The 16,621-nt window shown below is 59.0% G+C and carries 12 protein-coding genes and 1 riboswitch; of the genes, 8 read left to right on the plus strand and 4 right to left on the minus strand.

The features are described from left to right. Positions 1–613: 613 nt before the first annotated feature. The 3 genes from pcsA to ACWKV9_RS27375 form a co-directional block, all read right to left on the minus strand. Complete coding sequence (gene pcsA, locus ACWKV9_RS27365; protein WP_483839237.1) at positions 614–1,336, minus strand: phosphatidylcholine synthase; 723 nt, start codon at positions 1,334–1,336, stop codon at positions 614–616. 195 nt (positions 1,337–1,531) lie between these two features. Further along, entirely contained in the window at positions 1,532–2,779 is a 1,248-nt protein-coding gene (locus ACWKV9_RS27370) for a M20/M25/M40 family metallo-hydrolase (RefSeq protein WP_483839238.1), read from the minus strand. Between the two features lie 191 nt (positions 2,780–2,970). Beyond that, positions 2,971–3,648: a DUF3313 domain-containing protein gene (locus ACWKV9_RS27375; protein ID WP_483839239.1), complete on the minus strand. Its 678-nt coding sequence runs from the start codon at positions 3,646–3,648 to the stop codon at positions 2,971–2,973. 147 nt (positions 3,649–3,795) lie between these two features. On the opposite strand from ACWKV9_RS27375, the gene ACWKV9_RS27380 reads away from it, so the two are divergent. The 4 genes from ACWKV9_RS27380 (at position 3,796) to mntP (ending at position 10,897) form a co-directional block, all read left to right on the plus strand. Next, the gene (locus ACWKV9_RS27380; RefSeq protein ID WP_483839240.1) at positions 3,796–6,159 is read left to right on the plus strand and encodes a DNA polymerase II; all 2,364 of its coding nucleotides are present in this window, start codon (positions 3,796–3,798) and stop codon (positions 6,157–6,159) included. A 269-nt stretch (positions 6,160–6,428) separates the two neighbouring features. Beyond that, complete coding sequence (locus ACWKV9_RS27385) at positions 6,429–7,613, plus strand: DUF2252 domain-containing protein (protein WP_483839241.1); 1,185 nt, start codon at positions 6,429–6,431, stop codon at positions 7,611–7,613. Positions 7,614–7,808: 195 nt separating this feature from the next. Further along, complete coding sequence (locus tag ACWKV9_RS27390; RefSeq protein WP_483839242.1) at positions 7,809–10,058, plus strand: putative bifunctional diguanylate cyclase/phosphodiesterase; 2,250 nt, start codon at positions 7,809–7,811, stop codon at positions 10,056–10,058. Positions 10,059–10,155: 97 nt separating this feature from the next. Beyond that, positions 10,156–10,335: riboswitch (yybP-ykoY riboswitch) on the plus strand. Continuing rightward, positions 10,334–10,897: a manganese efflux pump MntP gene (gene mntP / locus ACWKV9_RS27395; RefSeq protein WP_483839243.1), complete on the plus strand. Its 564-nt coding sequence runs from the start codon at positions 10,334–10,336 to the stop codon at positions 10,895–10,897. Its footprint overlaps the riboswitch before it by 2 nt. A 41-nt stretch (positions 10,898–10,938) precedes the next feature. On the opposite strand, the gene ACWKV9_RS27400 is transcribed toward mntP, so the two are convergent. After that, positions 10,939–11,805, minus strand: coding sequence for a DinB family protein (locus ACWKV9_RS27400; RefSeq protein WP_483839244.1), 867 nt, complete (start codon positions 11,803–11,805; stop codon positions 10,939–10,941). Positions 11,806–12,828: 1,023 nt separating this feature from the next. Between ACWKV9_RS27400 and ACWKV9_RS27405 the strand changes: the two genes are divergently transcribed. From ACWKV9_RS27405 to ACWKV9_RS27420, 4 genes are all read left to right on the plus strand, one after another. Next, a complete protein-coding gene (locus ACWKV9_RS27405) occupies positions 12,829–13,521 on the plus strand; it encodes an ABC transporter ATP-binding protein (protein WP_483839245.1) in 693 nt (230 codons plus the stop codon). After that, the gene (locus ACWKV9_RS27410; RefSeq protein WP_483839246.1) at positions 13,518–14,312 is read left to right on the plus strand and encodes an ABC transporter permease; all 795 of its coding nucleotides are present in this window, start codon (positions 13,518–13,520) and stop codon (positions 14,310–14,312) included. The genes ACWKV9_RS27405 and ACWKV9_RS27410 overlap by 4 nt, the downstream gene beginning before the upstream one ends. Positions 14,313–14,416: 104 nt before the next feature. Next, entirely contained in the window at positions 14,417–15,106 is a 690-nt protein-coding gene (locus ACWKV9_RS27415) for a response regulator transcription factor (RefSeq protein WP_483839247.1), read from the plus strand. After that, complete coding sequence (locus ACWKV9_RS27420; protein WP_483839248.1) at positions 15,084–16,463, plus strand: sensor histidine kinase; 1,380 nt, start codon at positions 15,084–15,086, stop codon at positions 16,461–16,463. The genes ACWKV9_RS27415 and ACWKV9_RS27420 overlap by 23 nt, the downstream gene beginning before the upstream one ends. Positions 16,464–16,621: the final 158 nt, after the last annotated feature.

Consider the following 16,621-nt stretch of genomic DNA (forward strand, 5'->3'; position numbering starts at 1 on the left):
CGCTCCTACGGAATGGCGAACCTTCGCGGTGTGTCAGGCGGAACTGATTCTGTAGGAGCCAACTTGTTGGCGAGGCAGGCGATGCGGTTTATCAGGCCAGACGCCTCGCGAATAAGTTCGCTCCTACGGAATGGCGAACCTTCGCGGTGTGTCAGGCGGAACTGATTCTGTAGGAGCCAACTTGTTGGCGAGGCAAGCGATGCGGTGTATCAGGCCAGACGCCTCGCGAACAAGTTCGCTCCTACAGAATGGCGAACCTTCGCGGTGTGTCAGGCGGAACTGATTCTGTAGGAGCCAACTTGTTGGCGAGGCAGGCGATGCGGTTTATCAGGCCAGACGCCTCGCGAACAAGTTCGCTCCTACGGAATGGCGAACCTTCTCGGTGTGTCAGGCGGAACTGATTCTGTAGGAGCCAACTTGTTGGCGAGGCAGGCGATACGGCGGGTCAGGCGTAACGCCTCGCGAACAAGTTCGCCCCTACAGAATAGTGAACCTTCGCGGTGTGCCAGGCGGAAATGTTCTGTAGGAGCCAACTTGTTGGCGAGACAGGCGATGCGGTGTATCAGGCCACACGCCTCGCGAACAAGTTCGCTCCTACAGGTGAAGGCAGCGCCTACTTAGCGCGGGATTTGTCGAACCACTCAAGCGACGTGCGCCAGAAACACACGCCCAGGAAATACGCCGACGCCAGGTACCACAAACCCATGAAAAAGCCGTGATTGTTGGGGTGCTTGATGACCAGCGCCAGGCTGCAGAGCAACCACACGGTAGTCACGGCGATGTTGATTGGCATGAAGCGACGCACGCGAAACGGGTGCAAAAACTTCATGCGGGTTAAAGTCAACAGCGCCAGACCGATGATGGTCAAGAACGTCACCCACGGTGTCGGCGAGATGATGTAAATGCACAGCACCGCGACGTTCCACGCGGCCGGGAAACCCTGAAAATAATTGTCCTTACTCTTCATTTCGACGTTGCAGAAGCAGAACAGCGACGACACCAGAATGATCGTGGTGGACAGCAGTACCGTGTGTTCCGGCAGCGGCAGGTAGCGATACATGAACAACGCCGGAATGAACACGTAGGTGAGGTAATCAATCACCAGGTCCAGTACCGAACCATCGAAGTTGGGCAGCACTGCCTTCACATTGAATTTGCGGGCCAGCGAGCCGTCAATGCCGTCTACCACCAAGGCCAGGCCCAGCCACAGCATGCAGCCCTTGGGTGAGTCCTCGAACAAGGCGATGGTCGCCATGAAGGCGATGACCACACCGGTGGCCGTAAAACCATGGGCGCCCCATGCTTTAAGCCAGGCTTTGCGTTGTTCGGATATCAAAAGGGATGTCTCCTTGGAATGAAGCCGCCCGCCATCCGGTACTGAAACCAAGAGGCGGGGGTTAAAAGTTGCAGGTATCGACCGACCGTTCGGCGCTAAGGTTCACTGAGCATGGCGATGCTGTCCAGTATCAAATGCCTGATGGGCTGCTCCAGCTCTAAAACAGTCCTCTAAAAACGGGCGCGAACCAGGTCTCTATGGCGTGGCATCGGCAGTGGACAGCTGCATGATCAGCGCCGTAGTGAGGTACAGGCGCGGGGCGATGCTCGACAACTCCATGTATTCGTCATCGGCATGCAACCCCGCGCCCACAACCCCCATGGTCTCCAGAACTGCGGGCTTTGCGCTGCCCGGCACGTAAGCGTAGCCCGCGTCGGTGCCGAAGCGCATGGCGATGGGTTCGATGTTGCGGCCGATCTTGCTGTACAACGCCTGTGCGGTTTTTGCCAATTGTTCGGAGCCCGGATTTTTCGCCAGCGGCGGGCGGCCCTTGTCGAGGCGGAATGTCACTTCGGTGCCGTCGATCAGCTTTTTCTGAATGATGCGCTGGCCGTCGGCGAGCACCCGGTCGCTCTCGCTCAGGTCTGAATAGCGCATGTCACCTTCGGCAGACGCGCTGGACGGAATGATGTTGCGCTTCTCGCCACCCTTGATCAGCGTCCAGTTCACCGTAGTGCCTTTGGCCGGATCGCCCAGGTCCTTGAGTTGCAGCATCTGGTGGGCCAGTTCGATGGCCGCGTTACGCCCGGCTTCCGGCGCGGAACCTGCGTGGGACGACTTGCCCTTGACGTCGAGGAACACGCCGTTGATGCCGTTGGTGGCGACGGTCACAGCGTCCTTGTCCGGCGGCTCGAAGGAGAACACGTAATCGTGCTGGCGAGCGAGTTCGGCAATGATCGTTTTAGAGCCGCTGGAGCCGGTTTCCTCATCAGGGTTGAACAGCACGGTGAGGGTGCCGAAATCCTTGAACTTCTCGTCCTGCAGCAGTTTCAGCGCATGCAGCACCATCGCTACGCCACCTTTGGCGTCGGCAACGCCAGGGCCATAAGCGCGTTCGCCGTCGATCTTGAACGGACGTTTGGCGGCGGTGCCAGAGCCAAAGACCGTGTCGTAATGGATCATCAGTAAGAAGCTTTTTGTGCCGGTGCCCTTGATGGTCCCGACAATGTTGTCTCCCGCCGACGGGCTGGCCGGGCTGGTTTTGACCTCGGCGCCCAAGTCTTTCAGGCGCTCGACCAGCACCGCGCTGACTGTTTTCAGACCCGGTGCTTGCCCCGTGCCGGTGTCGATGTCGACCAGTTGCTTGACGGTAGCCAGATAGGATTTTTGTTCGGCTTCGGCTTTTTTCAAAAGTTGATCGGGGGGCAGGGCCGCGGCCAGTGCGGTCAGTGAAAACATCGACAGCGCTACGGCGGCCATAAAGGGTGAACGTCGAACGAGCATGCTGGATCCCTCAGATGATGGTGCGAATCAAGATGTGATAAGCCTATCGGCCCATCGTTCCCGAATCGCCCGCAGTCTGCAGGAGCGAACGTGTACGCGAGGCTTCAGGCATCACACACCGAATCGGGCGCCTCGCGAACAAGTTCGCTCCTACAGAAGACCGTGTTATCGCAACGGTAATGGACCAAGCCTTACTTCTTGCCCGCCTTGAGCTTTGCATAACTCAAACGCAAGTCAGTGGCCCAGCCATCCAGCACCGGTTTGACGTTATCCAGAGTGAGCTGAGTCTTGTCGTTCTCAAGTTGTGTCCCGCTGCCTTTTCGCACTACCTGCGCCAGCACCTTATTACTGTCGGCGTCCAGAAACGCGGCCTCGGTCGCGATTTCGACGTTTTGATCACGGCCACCCGCAGCGGTATTGACTGCCGCCGCCACCAGTGCAATCGGCACCACTTCATACGGCTTGAGGCCCTCGGTACTGGTGGAAACCGCCGTGATCGCCGGGCGCACAATGATCGTGTTCGGGCCGGGAGCTTGAGCCAGCGCCATGTCTTTGCCCAATTCACGCTTGAGCGCAGCATCGTAATAACGGGTGATCGATTGCAGGGTCTGCGCCGAGATCACGGCGGTGGGTTGCGGCTTGGGATAAAACTGGCTCGGCTCGATGTACACCTGGGTGTATTTGCTCAGTTTCACGTCGGGGTCGATCCAGCGCATGACCGGCGCCCCCGTAGCACTTTCAGCGGGTTTGAGCAGGCTGTAATCCTTGAGGAACCCGGAATACTGGCTCGGATCAACCTGAGAACTGGCGCAACCGCCCAACCCCAGGATGGCGCAGCACAAAGCCGTTTTAATCGCAGACATATTCATCCTATGACTCCTTTCTTTTGAGTGAAATGACGCCTGTAGGTCGGGTCTCGTTCAGTCTGGCTCAGTCAGTGAAAACATCCCTGCGCGCTTTCCGAAAGCGATCACCGTAGAATTGCGCTTTGAGCATAGCTTCGCGGGGTTAAAGCGGTGGATTTACAGCAGGGCTTCGTCCTCACGCGGCATTGGCGCGACACCGCTGAAGGCACGCAAGTCGAATTCTGGCTGGCCACCGACAACGGTCCCCGGCTGGTTCGCCTGCCGCCGCAAACCTCCGTGGCGTTCATCCCGGAAATCCATCGAGAGCGCGCCCAGGCAGTGCTGCGCAATGAGCGCGACGTCGAACTCAAACCCTTGCAGTTGTGCGACTTCCGGCATCGCCCGGTGATGGGGATCTACACCCGCCAACATCGGCAGCTGATGAATCTGGAAAAAGAGTTGCGCAAGGCCAGCGTCGATATATACGAAGCCGACGTGCGGCCGCCAGAGCGCTATCTGATGGAGCGTTTCATCACCGCAGCTGTGGCATTCAGCGGTACAGCCGATGCCAATGGCGTGTTGCAGGACGCGCAACTCAAACCCGCTACTGGCTATCGCCCGACCCTGAAGCTGTGCTCACTGGACATCGAAACCACTGAGCATGGCGCGTTGTACTCCATCGCCGTAGAAGGCTGCGGCGAACGTCAGGTCTACATGCTTGGCCCGGCCAATGGCGATGACTCCCACGTCGATTTCAACCTTGAGTATTGCGACACCCGCAAGCAATTACTGGAGCGCTTGAACGAGTGGGTGGCGCGGCATGATCCGGACGCGATCATTGGCTGGAACGTTATTCAGTTCGATCTGCGCGTGCTGCACGAGCATTCGCAGCGCTTGCAGGTGCCGTTGCGGCTAGGGCGTGGCGGCGAGGTCATGGGCTGGCGTGAGCATGGTGCCGGCAACAACCACTTTTTCGCTTCCGCCGCCGGGCGCCTGATCATCGACGGTATCGAGGGCCTGCGCTCGGCGACCTGGAATTTTCCTTCGTTCAGTCTGGAAAACGTCTCGCAGACATTGCTCGGCGAAGGCAAGGCCATCGACACGCCGTATCAGCGTATGGATGAGATCAACCGCATGTTCGCCGAGGACAAGCCGGCACTCGCCAAGTACAACCTCAAGGACTGTGAGCTGGTCACGCGGATCTTTCACAAGACCGAGCTGCTGACGTTTTTGCTGGAGCGCGCGACAGTGACCGGTTTGCCGGTGGATCGCAGCGGTGGCTCGGTGGCGGCCTTCGAGCATTTATATATGCCGCTGATGCACCGTCAGGGGTTCGTGGCGCCCAATCTTGGAGAGCGGATGCCAGAAGCCAGCCCCGGGGGCTTTGTCATGGAGTCGCGTCCCGGGCTCTATGAGTCGGTGCTGGTGCTCGATTACAAGAGCCTGTATCCGTCGATCATTCGCACCTTTCTCATCGACCCGGTGGGGTTGGTCGAAGGGCTGCGTCAACCGGAAGATGCGGACACCGTGCCCGGATTTCGCGGCGGGCGTTTTTCCCGTACCCGGCATTGTTTGCCGGAGATTGTGGCCCGCGTCGCCGAGGGGCGTGAGGCGGCCAAACGCGAGCACAACGCGCCGTTGTCCCAAGCGCTGAAGATCATCATGAATGCGTTTTATGGTGTGCTGGGGTCCAGCGGTTGCCGCTTTTTCGACACGCGACTGGCATCGTCGATCACCCTGCGCGGCCACGAAATCATGCGCCTGACCCGCAAGCTGATCGAAGACCAAGGTTATGAAGTGATCTACGGTGACACCGATTCCACGTTCGTCTGGCTAAAGCGCGCCCATGCTCAGGAAGAGGCGGCGGTTATTGGCAAGGCGCTGGTCGAACAGGTCAATCTGTGGTGGCGCGAGCATCTGCAGCAGGAATACGGGCTAGAAAGCGCGCTGGAGCTGCAGTTTGAAACCCACTTCAAGCGGTTTCTGATGCCGACCATTCGTGGCGCGGAAGAGGGCAGCAAAAAGCGCTATGCCGGGCTGGTCACACGGGCCAACGGCCAGGATGAAATGGTCTACAAGGGCCTGGAAACCGTGCGCACCGACTGGTCGCCGCTGGCCCGGGAATTCCAGCAGGAGCTTTACCTGCGCATTTTCAGTCGTCGGCCCTATCAGGATTATGTGCGCGACGTCGTGCGCCGCACCCTGGCAGGCGAACTCGATCATCAGCTGATCTACCGCAAACGCCTGCGCCGCTCGCTGGACGACTACGAGCGCAATGTCCCGCCCCATGTGCGCGCCGCCCGTATGGCCGACGACTACAACCGTCAGCAGGGCAGGCCATTGCAGTACCAGAACCGTGGCTGGATCAGCTACGTCATTACCGTCGCCGGGCCAGAACCGTTGGAAATCCGCACTGCCCCCATCGACTACGACCACTACATCACCCGCCAGCTACAGCCGGTAGCAGACGCGATCCTGCCCTTCGTGCAGGACGATTTCGGCACATTGGTCGGCGGGCAGTTGGGGTTGTTTTGATTGCGCCATTGGCGTCGCGGTGACGCCGGCTGCGCTTGGATCAAAAATCACCCGGCATCCACCGTTGTGGGAGGGAGCTTGCTCGCGATGAGGCCGGTACATTCACTACATCCTCTGTCGGCAGAACATCGAATCGCGAGCAAGCTGCCTCCCACAGGCGTTGCTCTATGAACGCCAGCGTCGTAATAAATCCGTCATCTCGTAATAACTTGAAACATCTCGACACGGCCACAGGTCAACTTGAATATCCCAATTCAAGAATGCGCCCAATGAAAACACCTCGCCCATCCGCTCGCATCGAACCGCTCAATCAGCTGCGTAATCTCAAGATGGCGCAATCGGCCCATGCGTATGTGCGGGGCAGCACCGTGCAGTTTTACGAATGGCTGCACAGCCAATCAGGGCGACGTCTTCCCAGCGGGCCGCCGGTGTGGATCTGCGGGGATTGCCACGCCGGTAATCTTGGGCCGACCGGCGATTTGAAAGGGCGAATTGACATCCACATCCGCGATCTGGATCAGACCGTCATCGGTAATCCTGCTCATGATCTGGTGCGGCTGGCGCTGTCACTGGCCACCGCCGCCCGAGGTTCTGACCTGCCCGGCGTCGCCACAGCGCGCATGCTCGAAGAAATGATGCAGGGCTATGAACAGGCGTTCGAAGACGATGCCGACCAAGAGCCGCCACGGCCTGCGCAGGTGAAAGCGGGCATGAGAAGTGCGGTCCGGCGGACCTGGAAACATCTGGCCCAGGAGCGCATTGAAGACACGCGTCCCACCATCCCCCTCGGAAAGCATTTTTGGTCCCTGTCCAAACCCGAGCGCGACGCTCTCAAAGCCTTGTGCGCCACACCAGAGATCCACGCCCTGGTGACCTCGCTCAAGGGGCGCTCCAGCGACGACCGCGTCGAACTGCTGGACTCGGCGTATTGGGTAAAGGGCTGCAGTTCATTGGGGTTAAGTCGTTACGCCGTGCTGTTGGGCGTGGGGGATGACGACGATCAGGAATATTGTCTGCTCGATATCAAGGAGGCCGTCGCGGCCGCAGCGCCTCGCTTCTCAAGAACCTCGATGCCCAGGGACAACGGCAAGCGAGTGGTCGAAGGCGCCCGCTCTCTGTCCCCCGGTCTTGGCAACCGGATGATCGCCATACGCATGCTCGACCGTGGCTTTTTCATCCGTGAGCTGCTGCCCCAGGACATGAAGCTTGAGCTCGACCAATTGAGCCAGCGTGAGGCGATGCGCGCAGCGGGGTATCTGGCGCGAGTGGTCGGCCTGGCACACGCACGGCAAATGGATCAAGCAACCCGCTCGTCCTGGATCAATGATTTGCAAGGCAATCGAAGTCAGACGCTCGACGCGCCTTCGTGGCTTTGGTCCAGCGTCGTGCAACTGGTCGGCAGTCATGAAAAAGGCTACCTGGAACACTGCCGACGCTATGCCATGCAGCATTAAGCAGACAGTCGATGGTGCCGTCGCTATCCGTGCGAATAGGCTGCGAGTGATTTGCTGATCGCACGGATTGGCTGGCGCAACTCTCTGCCCATCAAGCCCCGCCATTAGTCACAACCGTGAGGTGTAGTGATGGCTAGGTGATATCTTCTCTGACATGGCAGCTTATTCCGCCGGGCTACTTTGCGGGCAATCGACATGGTAAATGACACAAATACTCAGCGCGCTGATGCGCTGAGTCTGCTGGTGCAAGCCGCTGCGCATTCGGCAGATTGCACCCGTGGATTGCTCATAGGAGGAGCGCAGGGGATCTGGCGGGTCATTGCCAGCTATGGCGCCCAGGAAGACTTGGCGGTGGAAGCCACGGCTGAAGATTTTCTGCGCGCCGCTATCGCACAGGATGATCTGATTGTTATCAGCCAAGTGACCGGGCAGGCAGTCCCGATCCTGTTCCACCGCTTCATGCAGTTCTGCGACGGTTTCATGGTCGGCATCGCGGTGCGCGGGGCAGACGAGGATTTGCTGGGGGTGCTGCTCGTCAGCAGCGCCGAGCCGCTGCAGCGCTTGAGCGCGGCGCAGACTTACGCGCTGCAAACCCACGGCGCCTTGTTCAGCACAATGATTGCGGCCAAAGACGTGCCAGCCGCGCATTCCGATGATCCACTTATCGAACGCTTGAGGTTGCTCGAATCAGTGGTCGTGAACGCCAAAGACGCGATCCTGATCACTGAAGCAGAACCGATTGATCTACCAGGGCCGAGAATCGTTTATTGCAACCCGGCATTCCTGGCGACCACAGGGTTCGATTCAGCGGACGTGATTGGCAAGACGCCGCGCATTCTCCATTCAGATAGCACCAACCGTGCGACGTTGGACAGCATTCGTGATGCGCTGGAAAAATGGCAGCCCATTGAGGTCGAGCTGATCAATGAACGCAAAGACGGCAGCAAATTCTGGGTTCAACTGAGCATCGTTCCGGTGGCTAACGAACGCGGCTGGTTCACCCATTGGGTGTCGGTCCAGCGCGACATCAGCGAACGCAAGGAAGCGGAATTGCTCGCTCGCCAGGCGCAAGCCGACAGGGACGCCAAGGTCGCGCTGGAAACCCGGTTGCTGGAGCGGGAACGCATCGAAGAAGAGCTCTCCTACGCTGCGTTTCACGACGATCTCACCTCGTTGCATAACCGGGCCTACTTGATGTCCCGGCTGTTAGGCATGTTCAACAGGGACGGGCCGGACCAGGTTCCAGCGGCCACCGTGCTGTTTCTCGATCTCGATCGATTCAAGTTCGTCAACGACAGCCTAGGCCACCTGGCGGGCGATCACCTGCTGAAGGTCGTCGCCCGGCGACTCGAAAATTGCATCAGAGCCGAGGACATATTTGCCCGTGTTGGAGGGGACGAGTTTGCCATCCTGCTGGCAGGCGATGATCAGGCATCACTGGCCATAGACCTGGCCCAGCGCATCGTCAGCCAGTTGAGTCTGCCGGTGGTGATCGATGGCCAGGATATTTTTACCTCGTGCAGCCTGGGTATCGTGACTGCCGATCACACCCACCAATCCCCTGAGGATCTGCTGCGCGATGCCGATGTTGCGATGTATGCGGCGAAGAGAAGAGGGCGAGGGCGCTGGACCCTATTCGACGCATCGATGCGCAAAGCCGCTGTCGATGCATTGATGATGCAAAACGCGCTGAAACAGGCCATTACCCGCGACGAGTTTTCCGTGGTCTACCAGCCGATCTATAACGTCAAGACCGGCGAAATCAGCGGCGTCGAAGCCTTGGTAAGGTGGCTGCATCCTGAGCTGGGCCATGTCCCTCCGGACGTGTTCATTTCTGTGGCTGAGGACATCGGCGTGATCCATGAACTGGGGCAGTGGGTCATGCGTCAGGCATGCATCGAATTGCAGCACTGGAAACGCGAATTCTCCTCCCTGCAGTTGCATCTGAATGTGAACGTTTCGGGAACCGAGTTCAATCGCCCGGGTTACGCGTCCCAGGTCAGCCAGATACTGGCGTCCACCGGCGTCGCTGCCCGTGAGCTTCAGCTAGAGATCACCGAGTCAGTGTTTCTGCACGAGCCCGAGGCCACTGCCAAAGTGCTGGAAAGCGTGCGTGCGTTGGGCATTCGCGTCGCCCTCGATGACTTCGGCACGGGCTACAGCTCACTGGGCTACATCGACCGCTATCCGCTGGATGCGATAAAAATTGATCGCTCTTTCGTGTCCAGAATGATGTCTTTCGACCGCAGTGACGCCATCGTGCGCAGCATCCTGTCGCTTGGCAGAACCCTGAACCTGGACATCACCGCAGAGGGCGTCGAAACCATGGCCCAGCTGCAGCGGTTAAAAGAGATGGAATGCCCCTTCGTGCAAGGCTTTCTCTTCAGCCCGCCGGTGCGCGCGGAGGAGGTTGCGACGTTGTTGCGCGCGTGGACGACACGCTGATGGGCTCTGCGATGGGGAGCTCAACCGACAGAGCGGAGCGTTGCCGCTATGGCGGTGAACTTATTAATGTTTTTTTCACAAGTAACTGACTAGACTGCGCACCTTCGTTGGGGAGTAACCTGCTTTTGCAGCATTGCAAAAGCGTCCGTATCAACATTCTCGGCAACCTGCCGTGGTGCGGACACCGTTCTCGGTTGGTGAGACCAGCGACACTTCCATGCCTAAAGTCGGGCGTGTGGTTGTGTCGTTGACTCATAGCCCGACTGGACGTAACCGTGAATCCGATTTCCCTCATTTTCCTTGCCCTGGCCATGTCCACGGACGCCTTCGCGGCGGCCATCGGCAAAGGCTCCAGCCTGCACAAACCGCGTTTTCTCGAAGCCCTGCGCACCGGTATTATCTTTGGTGTGATCGAAGCCATCACGCCGATTATCGGCTGGGGCATCGGTCAGGCTGCTTCGCGGTTCGTCGAAAGCTGGGATCACTGGATTGCGTTCACGCTGCTGGTCATTCTTGGCCTGCACATGATCTACAACGGCCTGAAGCATGAGGAAGAAGAGGAAGAAAAACCCACCCAGCATTCGTTCATGGTGCTGGCCGTGACAGCGTTTGCCACCAGCATTGATGCCTTGGCAGTCGGCGTGGGCCTGGCGTTTGTCGACGTAAACATTTTTGTTGCCGCCGCAGCCATCGGTCTTGCCACCATGACGATGGTAACGATTGGTGTGATGCTCGGCCGAGTGCTGGGGACGATGGTCGGCAAGCGCGCGGAAATCGTCGGCGGCGTGGTGTTGATGCTGGTCGGTGCGACCATTCTCTACGAACACCTGTCGGCCTGATCGTGAGTCAGTGCGGGCGCGTAATAATCTTTAAGCGCCCGTTACTGCCAGATGTCGGCCTCGCTCAATCCCAATACGTGCATTTCCTCTTCGCGCAATCGGCCATCGGCCTGCAGGAAAAACTCATCCAGTTGCGGCGGCGCCACGCGGGTTCCTGAAAGCATGGTATGCACTTGGCCGCGATGATGGATTTGGTGTTCGAACAGATGCAGCAAGATCCGGTCGATGCGCTCCTCAAACAGCCCTTCGGCACGATCCAGCCTGACCTTGCGCGCAGCATTTGCGCCCACCACACTTTTACAAAACGCCACTAACGCACGATCCGTTGTCCTTTGCGCAGACGCTACTTCGAGAAAGGTCCTGCTCGAACAGGAAGGCAGCGCCTGTCCAGCCAAGTCACCTGACAGCGCGGCGAGGTAGTAATCGTCCACATCCAGAATGTGGCAAAGCGTGCTTTGAATCGAAGGGAAGAAACCGGTGCGCGGCGCTTTGTATTCGACTTCGCTCAGCGCTTCGCAGGCGCTCAGCAAACGTTGATTGGCCCAGAGGTTGTTGAACGCTTGCGCGAGGAAGTAATTCATGACCGGTCTCCGAACGCAGGGGCGATTGTGCTCAGCATAGTCCAGCGCAAGCTGGCCGTGCTCCCCGGGACTGCTGCCGTTTCCGGCGCATCGCCAGCGTCTTGTTCTAAAGTTTTGGTTTTGCCGAAAAATCAGCAGCGCTTCAGATTCATTGTGGGAGCGAACCTGTTCGCGAAGGCGGTGGTTCAGATGACAGAGATGTACCGGCTGCACCACCACCTTCGCGGACAGGTCCGCTCCCACGTGGATATCAGCTCGGTCCAGCAATCTGCGCCGAACACAAACCCTGTAGGAGCGAACTTGTTCGCGAGAAGGTTTGCCTGACACACCGCAGTGTCTGTCTCGCCAACAAGTTGGCTCCTACAGGGATTTGCGTTGGTTCGCCCTACACCAACCCCGTGGGAGCGGACCTGTCCGGGAAAGGGCCGCCAGATTCGACATACTTGTTGCGCCTGATACATCGTCTTCGTGGGCAGGTCCGCTTCTACAGGGATATCAGCTCGGTCCAGCAATCTGTACCGAACACAAACCCTGTAGGAGCGAACTTGTTCGCGAGAAGGTTTGCCTGACACACCGTAGTGTCTGTCTCGCCAACAAGTTGGCTCCTACATGGATTTGCGTTGGTTCGCCCTACACCAACCCCGTGGGAGTAGACCTGTCCGCGAAAGGGCCGCCCGATTCGACATACTTGTTGCGCCTGATACATCGTCTTCGCGGACAGGTCCGCTTCTACAGGGATATCAGCTCGGTCCAGCAATCTGCGCCGAACACAAACCCTGTAGGAGCGAACTTGTTCGCGAGAAGGTTTGCCTGACACACCGCAGTGTCTGTCTCGCCAACAAGTTGGCTCCTACAGGGATTTGCGTTGGTTCGCCCTACACAAACCCGTGGGAGCGGACCTGTCCGCGAAAGGGCCGCCCGATTCGCTACATTTTTTGCGCCTGATACATCGTCTTCGTGGGCAGGTCCGCTTCTACAGGGATATCAGCTCGGTCCAGCAATCTGCGCCGAACACAAACCCTGTAGGAGCGAACTTGTTCGCGAGAAGGTTTGCCTGACACCCTGCAGTGTCTGGCTCGCCAACAAGTTGGCTCCTACAGGTATCTGCGTTGGTTCGCCCTACACAAACCCCGTGGGAGCGGACCTGTCCGCGAAAGGGCCGCCAGATTCGACATACTTGTTGCGCCTGATACATCGTCTTCGCGGACAGGTCCGCTCCCACGGGTCGTGCGTCGAATCCAGATTTCGGCAGATCACGCGTCTGTTTCACCGGTTTTTGACGAGCACGGAGTTATGCTCTATCGCGTTTTTTGCCCAAGGCCTGCGCTCATGGTTTTAAAGGATGTTGCTGTGCCCCCAAAGGACGTGCTGATAGAACTGAGCGGCGTCACCCGCGTCGATCCGCTGCGCCGCACGCCTTTGCTGCACGCTACCGATTTCTGCTTGCGCGGCGGTGATCGGGTGGCACTCACCGGCGCGTCCGGCTCTGGCAAAAGTGTCTTGCTGCGCACGTTGGCGCTGCTCGATGCGCCGGATACCGGGCATCTGCTCTGGCGGGGCGAGCGCGTGGCCAGTGCTCAGGTGCCGGGGTATCGGCGGCATGTCGGTTATCTCTCCCAGCGCCCGGCGATGATCGAAGGCACGGTAGAAGACAACCTGCGCTTGCCCTACAGTCTCAAAGCGTTCACCGGCGAAACGTTCAACCTGGACACCGTCACCGAACTGTTGACCGCCGCCGGCAAAACCCGCGCATTTCTTCAGCAAGCTGCAGCGGACTTATCCGGCGGCGAGGCTCAGGTGGTCGCATTGATCAGAATTTTGCAGACCGGCCCCGACGTGATGTTGCTCGACGAGCCGACCGCCGCGCTTGACCCTGCATCTGCCCGCACGGTCGAGCAACTGGTGCGCGCCTGGTTCGATGGACGCTCTTCATCGGCCCGCGCCTACGTTTGGGTTTCCCATGATCAAGCGCAGGCCGAGCGGGTGAGCAACCTGCGTCTGACCATGGATGCAGGCCGCTTGATGGATGCCCAGACACCATGAACTATCAGAACCTGTCTGCGTTGGACATGGCCATTGCCGCCAGTCTGATCCTCATCAACGGCGCGCTGTCGCTGCTGCTCAGGCTCGGTCTGGAGCGCCAACTGATCTGGGCTGCGATTCGCACGGTGGTGCAATTATTAGCCATCGGTTACGTGCTGGGCTGGGTGTTCGAGTTCGCCTGCTGGTACGTGGTGTTGCCGATCATGTGCCTGATGACGCTGGTCGCTGGCACTTCAGCGGCAGGCCGGGGCAAGCGTACCTACGCAGGTCAGCGTCTGGACAGCGTGGCCTCGGTATGGATCAGCTCCTGGCTGGTGACTGCCATTGGACTGTTCGCCGTGATTCGAATCGACCCCTGGTACGAGCCGCAATACGCGATCCCGATTCTGGGGATGATTCTGGGCAACACCTTGACCGGCGTGTCGCTTGGTATGGAGCGCATGACCCAGGAACTGACCACCGGACGCGGTACGATCGAGATGATCCTGGCGCTCGGCGGCACTCGCTGGGAGGCCGCGCAGGACGCAACACGGCAAGCGGTCAGGGCGGGCATGATGCCGACGCTGAACCAGATGACGGTCGTCGGCATCGTCAGCTTGCCAGGCATGATGACCGGTCAGGTGCTGGCAGGCGAAAACCCCGAGGACGCCGTGCGCTACCAGATCGTGATCATGTTTCTAATCGCCGCCGCTTCTGCCCTGGGTACGGTAGGCGCTGTGCTGCTCACCTACAGACGCCTGTTCTCGGCGGATCATCGGTTTTTGCTGCACAAGCTCGCGGCGCGTACCTGATACGTCGCACCCCTTCGCTTGCACGATTTTCGCATGGCTTTGTCCCATGGCCGTAAACTGGCTCGCTGGTTTTACGATTGATGCAGCAAAGAATGGATGGGCCGATGCGCAAAGCACTATGCATAGAAGACGACACGGACACCGCTCAGGAGATCGCTTCGGAGCTTAACCGCGGCGGATTTTTGGTGGAATGCGTGGACAACGGCGCTTGCGGATTGAAGCGGGCGCTGGCGGGTGAATTCGATGTCATCACCCTGGACCGAATGCTGCCCGGGCTCGACGGGCTGGGCGTGGTAACGGCATTGCGCGAAGCGGGCAACCGCACGCCGGTGATGATGATCAGCGCTCTTAGTGATGTCGATGAACGTATTCGCGGCTTGCGCGCAGGCGGCGATGATTACCTGGTCAAACCGTTTGCCTCCGAAGAAATGACTACCCGGGTCGAAGTGCTGTTGCGTCGTAACGAGCCGGTCGAAGCCCGGGAAACCCGTTTGCAGGTCGCTGACCTGCAACTGGATTTATTGCACCGAACAGTGGCGTGCAGCCAGCAACGTGCGGCATTGCCAGCCACGGAGTTTCGTTTGCTGGAATTTTTGATGCGCAACGCCGGCAAGGTGGTGACCCGTGCCCTGATTTTCGAATCAGTGTGGGGCTACCATTTCGATCCCGGCACCAAGCTGATTGATGTGCATCTCACGCGCCTGCGTCGCAAGCTCGAGACCCTCGATTGCCAGCTAACCATCACGACCCTGCGCGGCTCCGGATTTGTGCTTGGGCAAAAAGATGCTGTTTGACCCCAAAGTGTTGCCGCGTCTGCGTCGCACCACCACGTTTCGCCTGTCGATGATTTATTCCGCAGCGTTGCTGTTTGGCGTAGTGGCGCTGGTCTGCCTGATCTATTGGCAGATATCGAGCTACTTGATGCGCCAGGCCGACGGCAACCTGCAAGGCCAGATGCGCTCGTTGCTGTATCTGGATCTGGATCAACTGCCCGGTGAACTCGACCGTCTGGCCATTGGCGACCTGCGCAACGTCTATTACTACGGCCTGTTCAGTGCCAGCGGTCAGCATTTGGGCGGCGAGGTTCAAACGCTGCCCAAGGGATTGCCGCTCAATGGAAAGTCCTATGAGTGGCGCGCGCCGGGCTTTCAGCAGGGGGCACGGGCACTGGCGCAAAGGCTCAGTCAGGGGCAGATTCTATTTGTTGGTTTCGACACCAAGACCCTTAGCCACCTTCGTACTATTCTGCTCGACGCCCTGCTGCTCAGCGGCACGCTCATCGTGCTCGGCGGACTAGCGCTGGGAACGTTTCTTGGCTACAAACCGTTGCGCCGGGTGGCGACGTTGCAGGTGGTCAGTCAGCGGATTGCCGAGGGCGATCTGTCGCAGCGGTTGCCGTTGTCCCGTCGCGGCGACGAACTGGACATGCTGTCGGCGCTGGTCAACCAGATGATGGAAGAGGTCGAGCGTCTGCTCGATAACGTCAAAAGTGTCGGCGACAACGTCGCCCATGACCTGCGCACGCCGCTCAATACACTGCGCATGCAGTTGCATCGAACCCTAGAGCAGTGGGGCGAGGCTCCCGCAGAAAAACAGCAAATCCGCCTGGAAAAAGCGCTCGCCGCAACCGATGTGTTGCTGCGCAGATTCCGAGCATTGCAGCGGATCGCCGAGATTGACAGTCAGGCCCGCAGTGCAGGCATGAGTACGTTCTCAGCGGGGGAGCTGTTATGTGAAATGTTCGAAGATTACGAAGCGGTGGCGCAGGAAGCAGGCATTCGTTTGACGTTGTTGGAGCAAACAGTCGAGCCGGTACTTGGCGACCGTGAAATGCTTGCCGAAGCGCTGATGAATCTGATCGAAAACGCGCTCAAATTTACCCCTGCGGGCGGCTGTGTGCAGTTGCGGTTGTGCAGCGACGCGCGCGGCGCGCGAATCGAAGTGCAGGACAACGGACCAGGCATTGCCGAGGCTCAACGCGACAGCGTGCTGAACCGATTTTGTCGTGGAGATCAGGGGCAGGGCGTGGCTGGAGGAGGGCTGGGGCTGGCGATTGTGGCGGCTGTGGCGCGCACTCATCGTTTTGAGCTGCGGCTTGAAGATGCCAGGCCTGGATTGCGGGTGGTGCTGGTGATGGCGCAAACCCTGTAGGAGCGAACTTGTTCGCGAAGCGTCTGGCCTGATACACCGCACCGCCTGTCTCGCCAACAAGTTGTCTCCTACAGAGGCAGCTCCGCCTGACACACCGCGAAGGTTCGCCATTCTGTAGGAGCGAACTTGTTCGCGAGGCGTCTGGCCTGATACACCGC

This window comes from Pseudomonas corni, assembly GCF_057128765.1.

Bases quoted from the DNA above. Each gene is read 5' to 3' on its own strand.
- ACWKV9_RS27375 (WP_483839239.1), bottom strand. From the start codon at position 3,648: ATGAATATGTCTGCGATTAAAACGGCTTTGTGCTGCGCCATCCTGGGG.
- ACWKV9_RS27370 (WP_483839238.1), bottom strand. From the start codon at position 2,779: ATGCTCGTTCGACGTTCACCCTTTATGGCCGCCGTAGCGCTGTCGATG.
- ACWKV9_RS27385 (WP_483839241.1), top strand. From the start codon at position 6,429: ATGAAAACACCTCGCCCATCCGCTCGCATCGAACCGCTCAATCAGCTG.
- ACWKV9_RS27415 (WP_483839247.1), top strand. From the start codon at position 14,417: ATGCGCAAAGCACTATGCATAGAAGACGACACGGACACCGCTCAGGAG.
- ACWKV9_RS27390 (WP_483839242.1), top strand. From the start codon at position 7,809: ATGGTAAATGACACAAATACTCAGCGCGCTGATGCGCTGAGTCTGCTG.
- ACWKV9_RS27410 (WP_483839246.1), top strand. From the start codon at position 13,518: ATGAACTATCAGAACCTGTCTGCGTTGGACATGGCCATTGCCGCCAGT.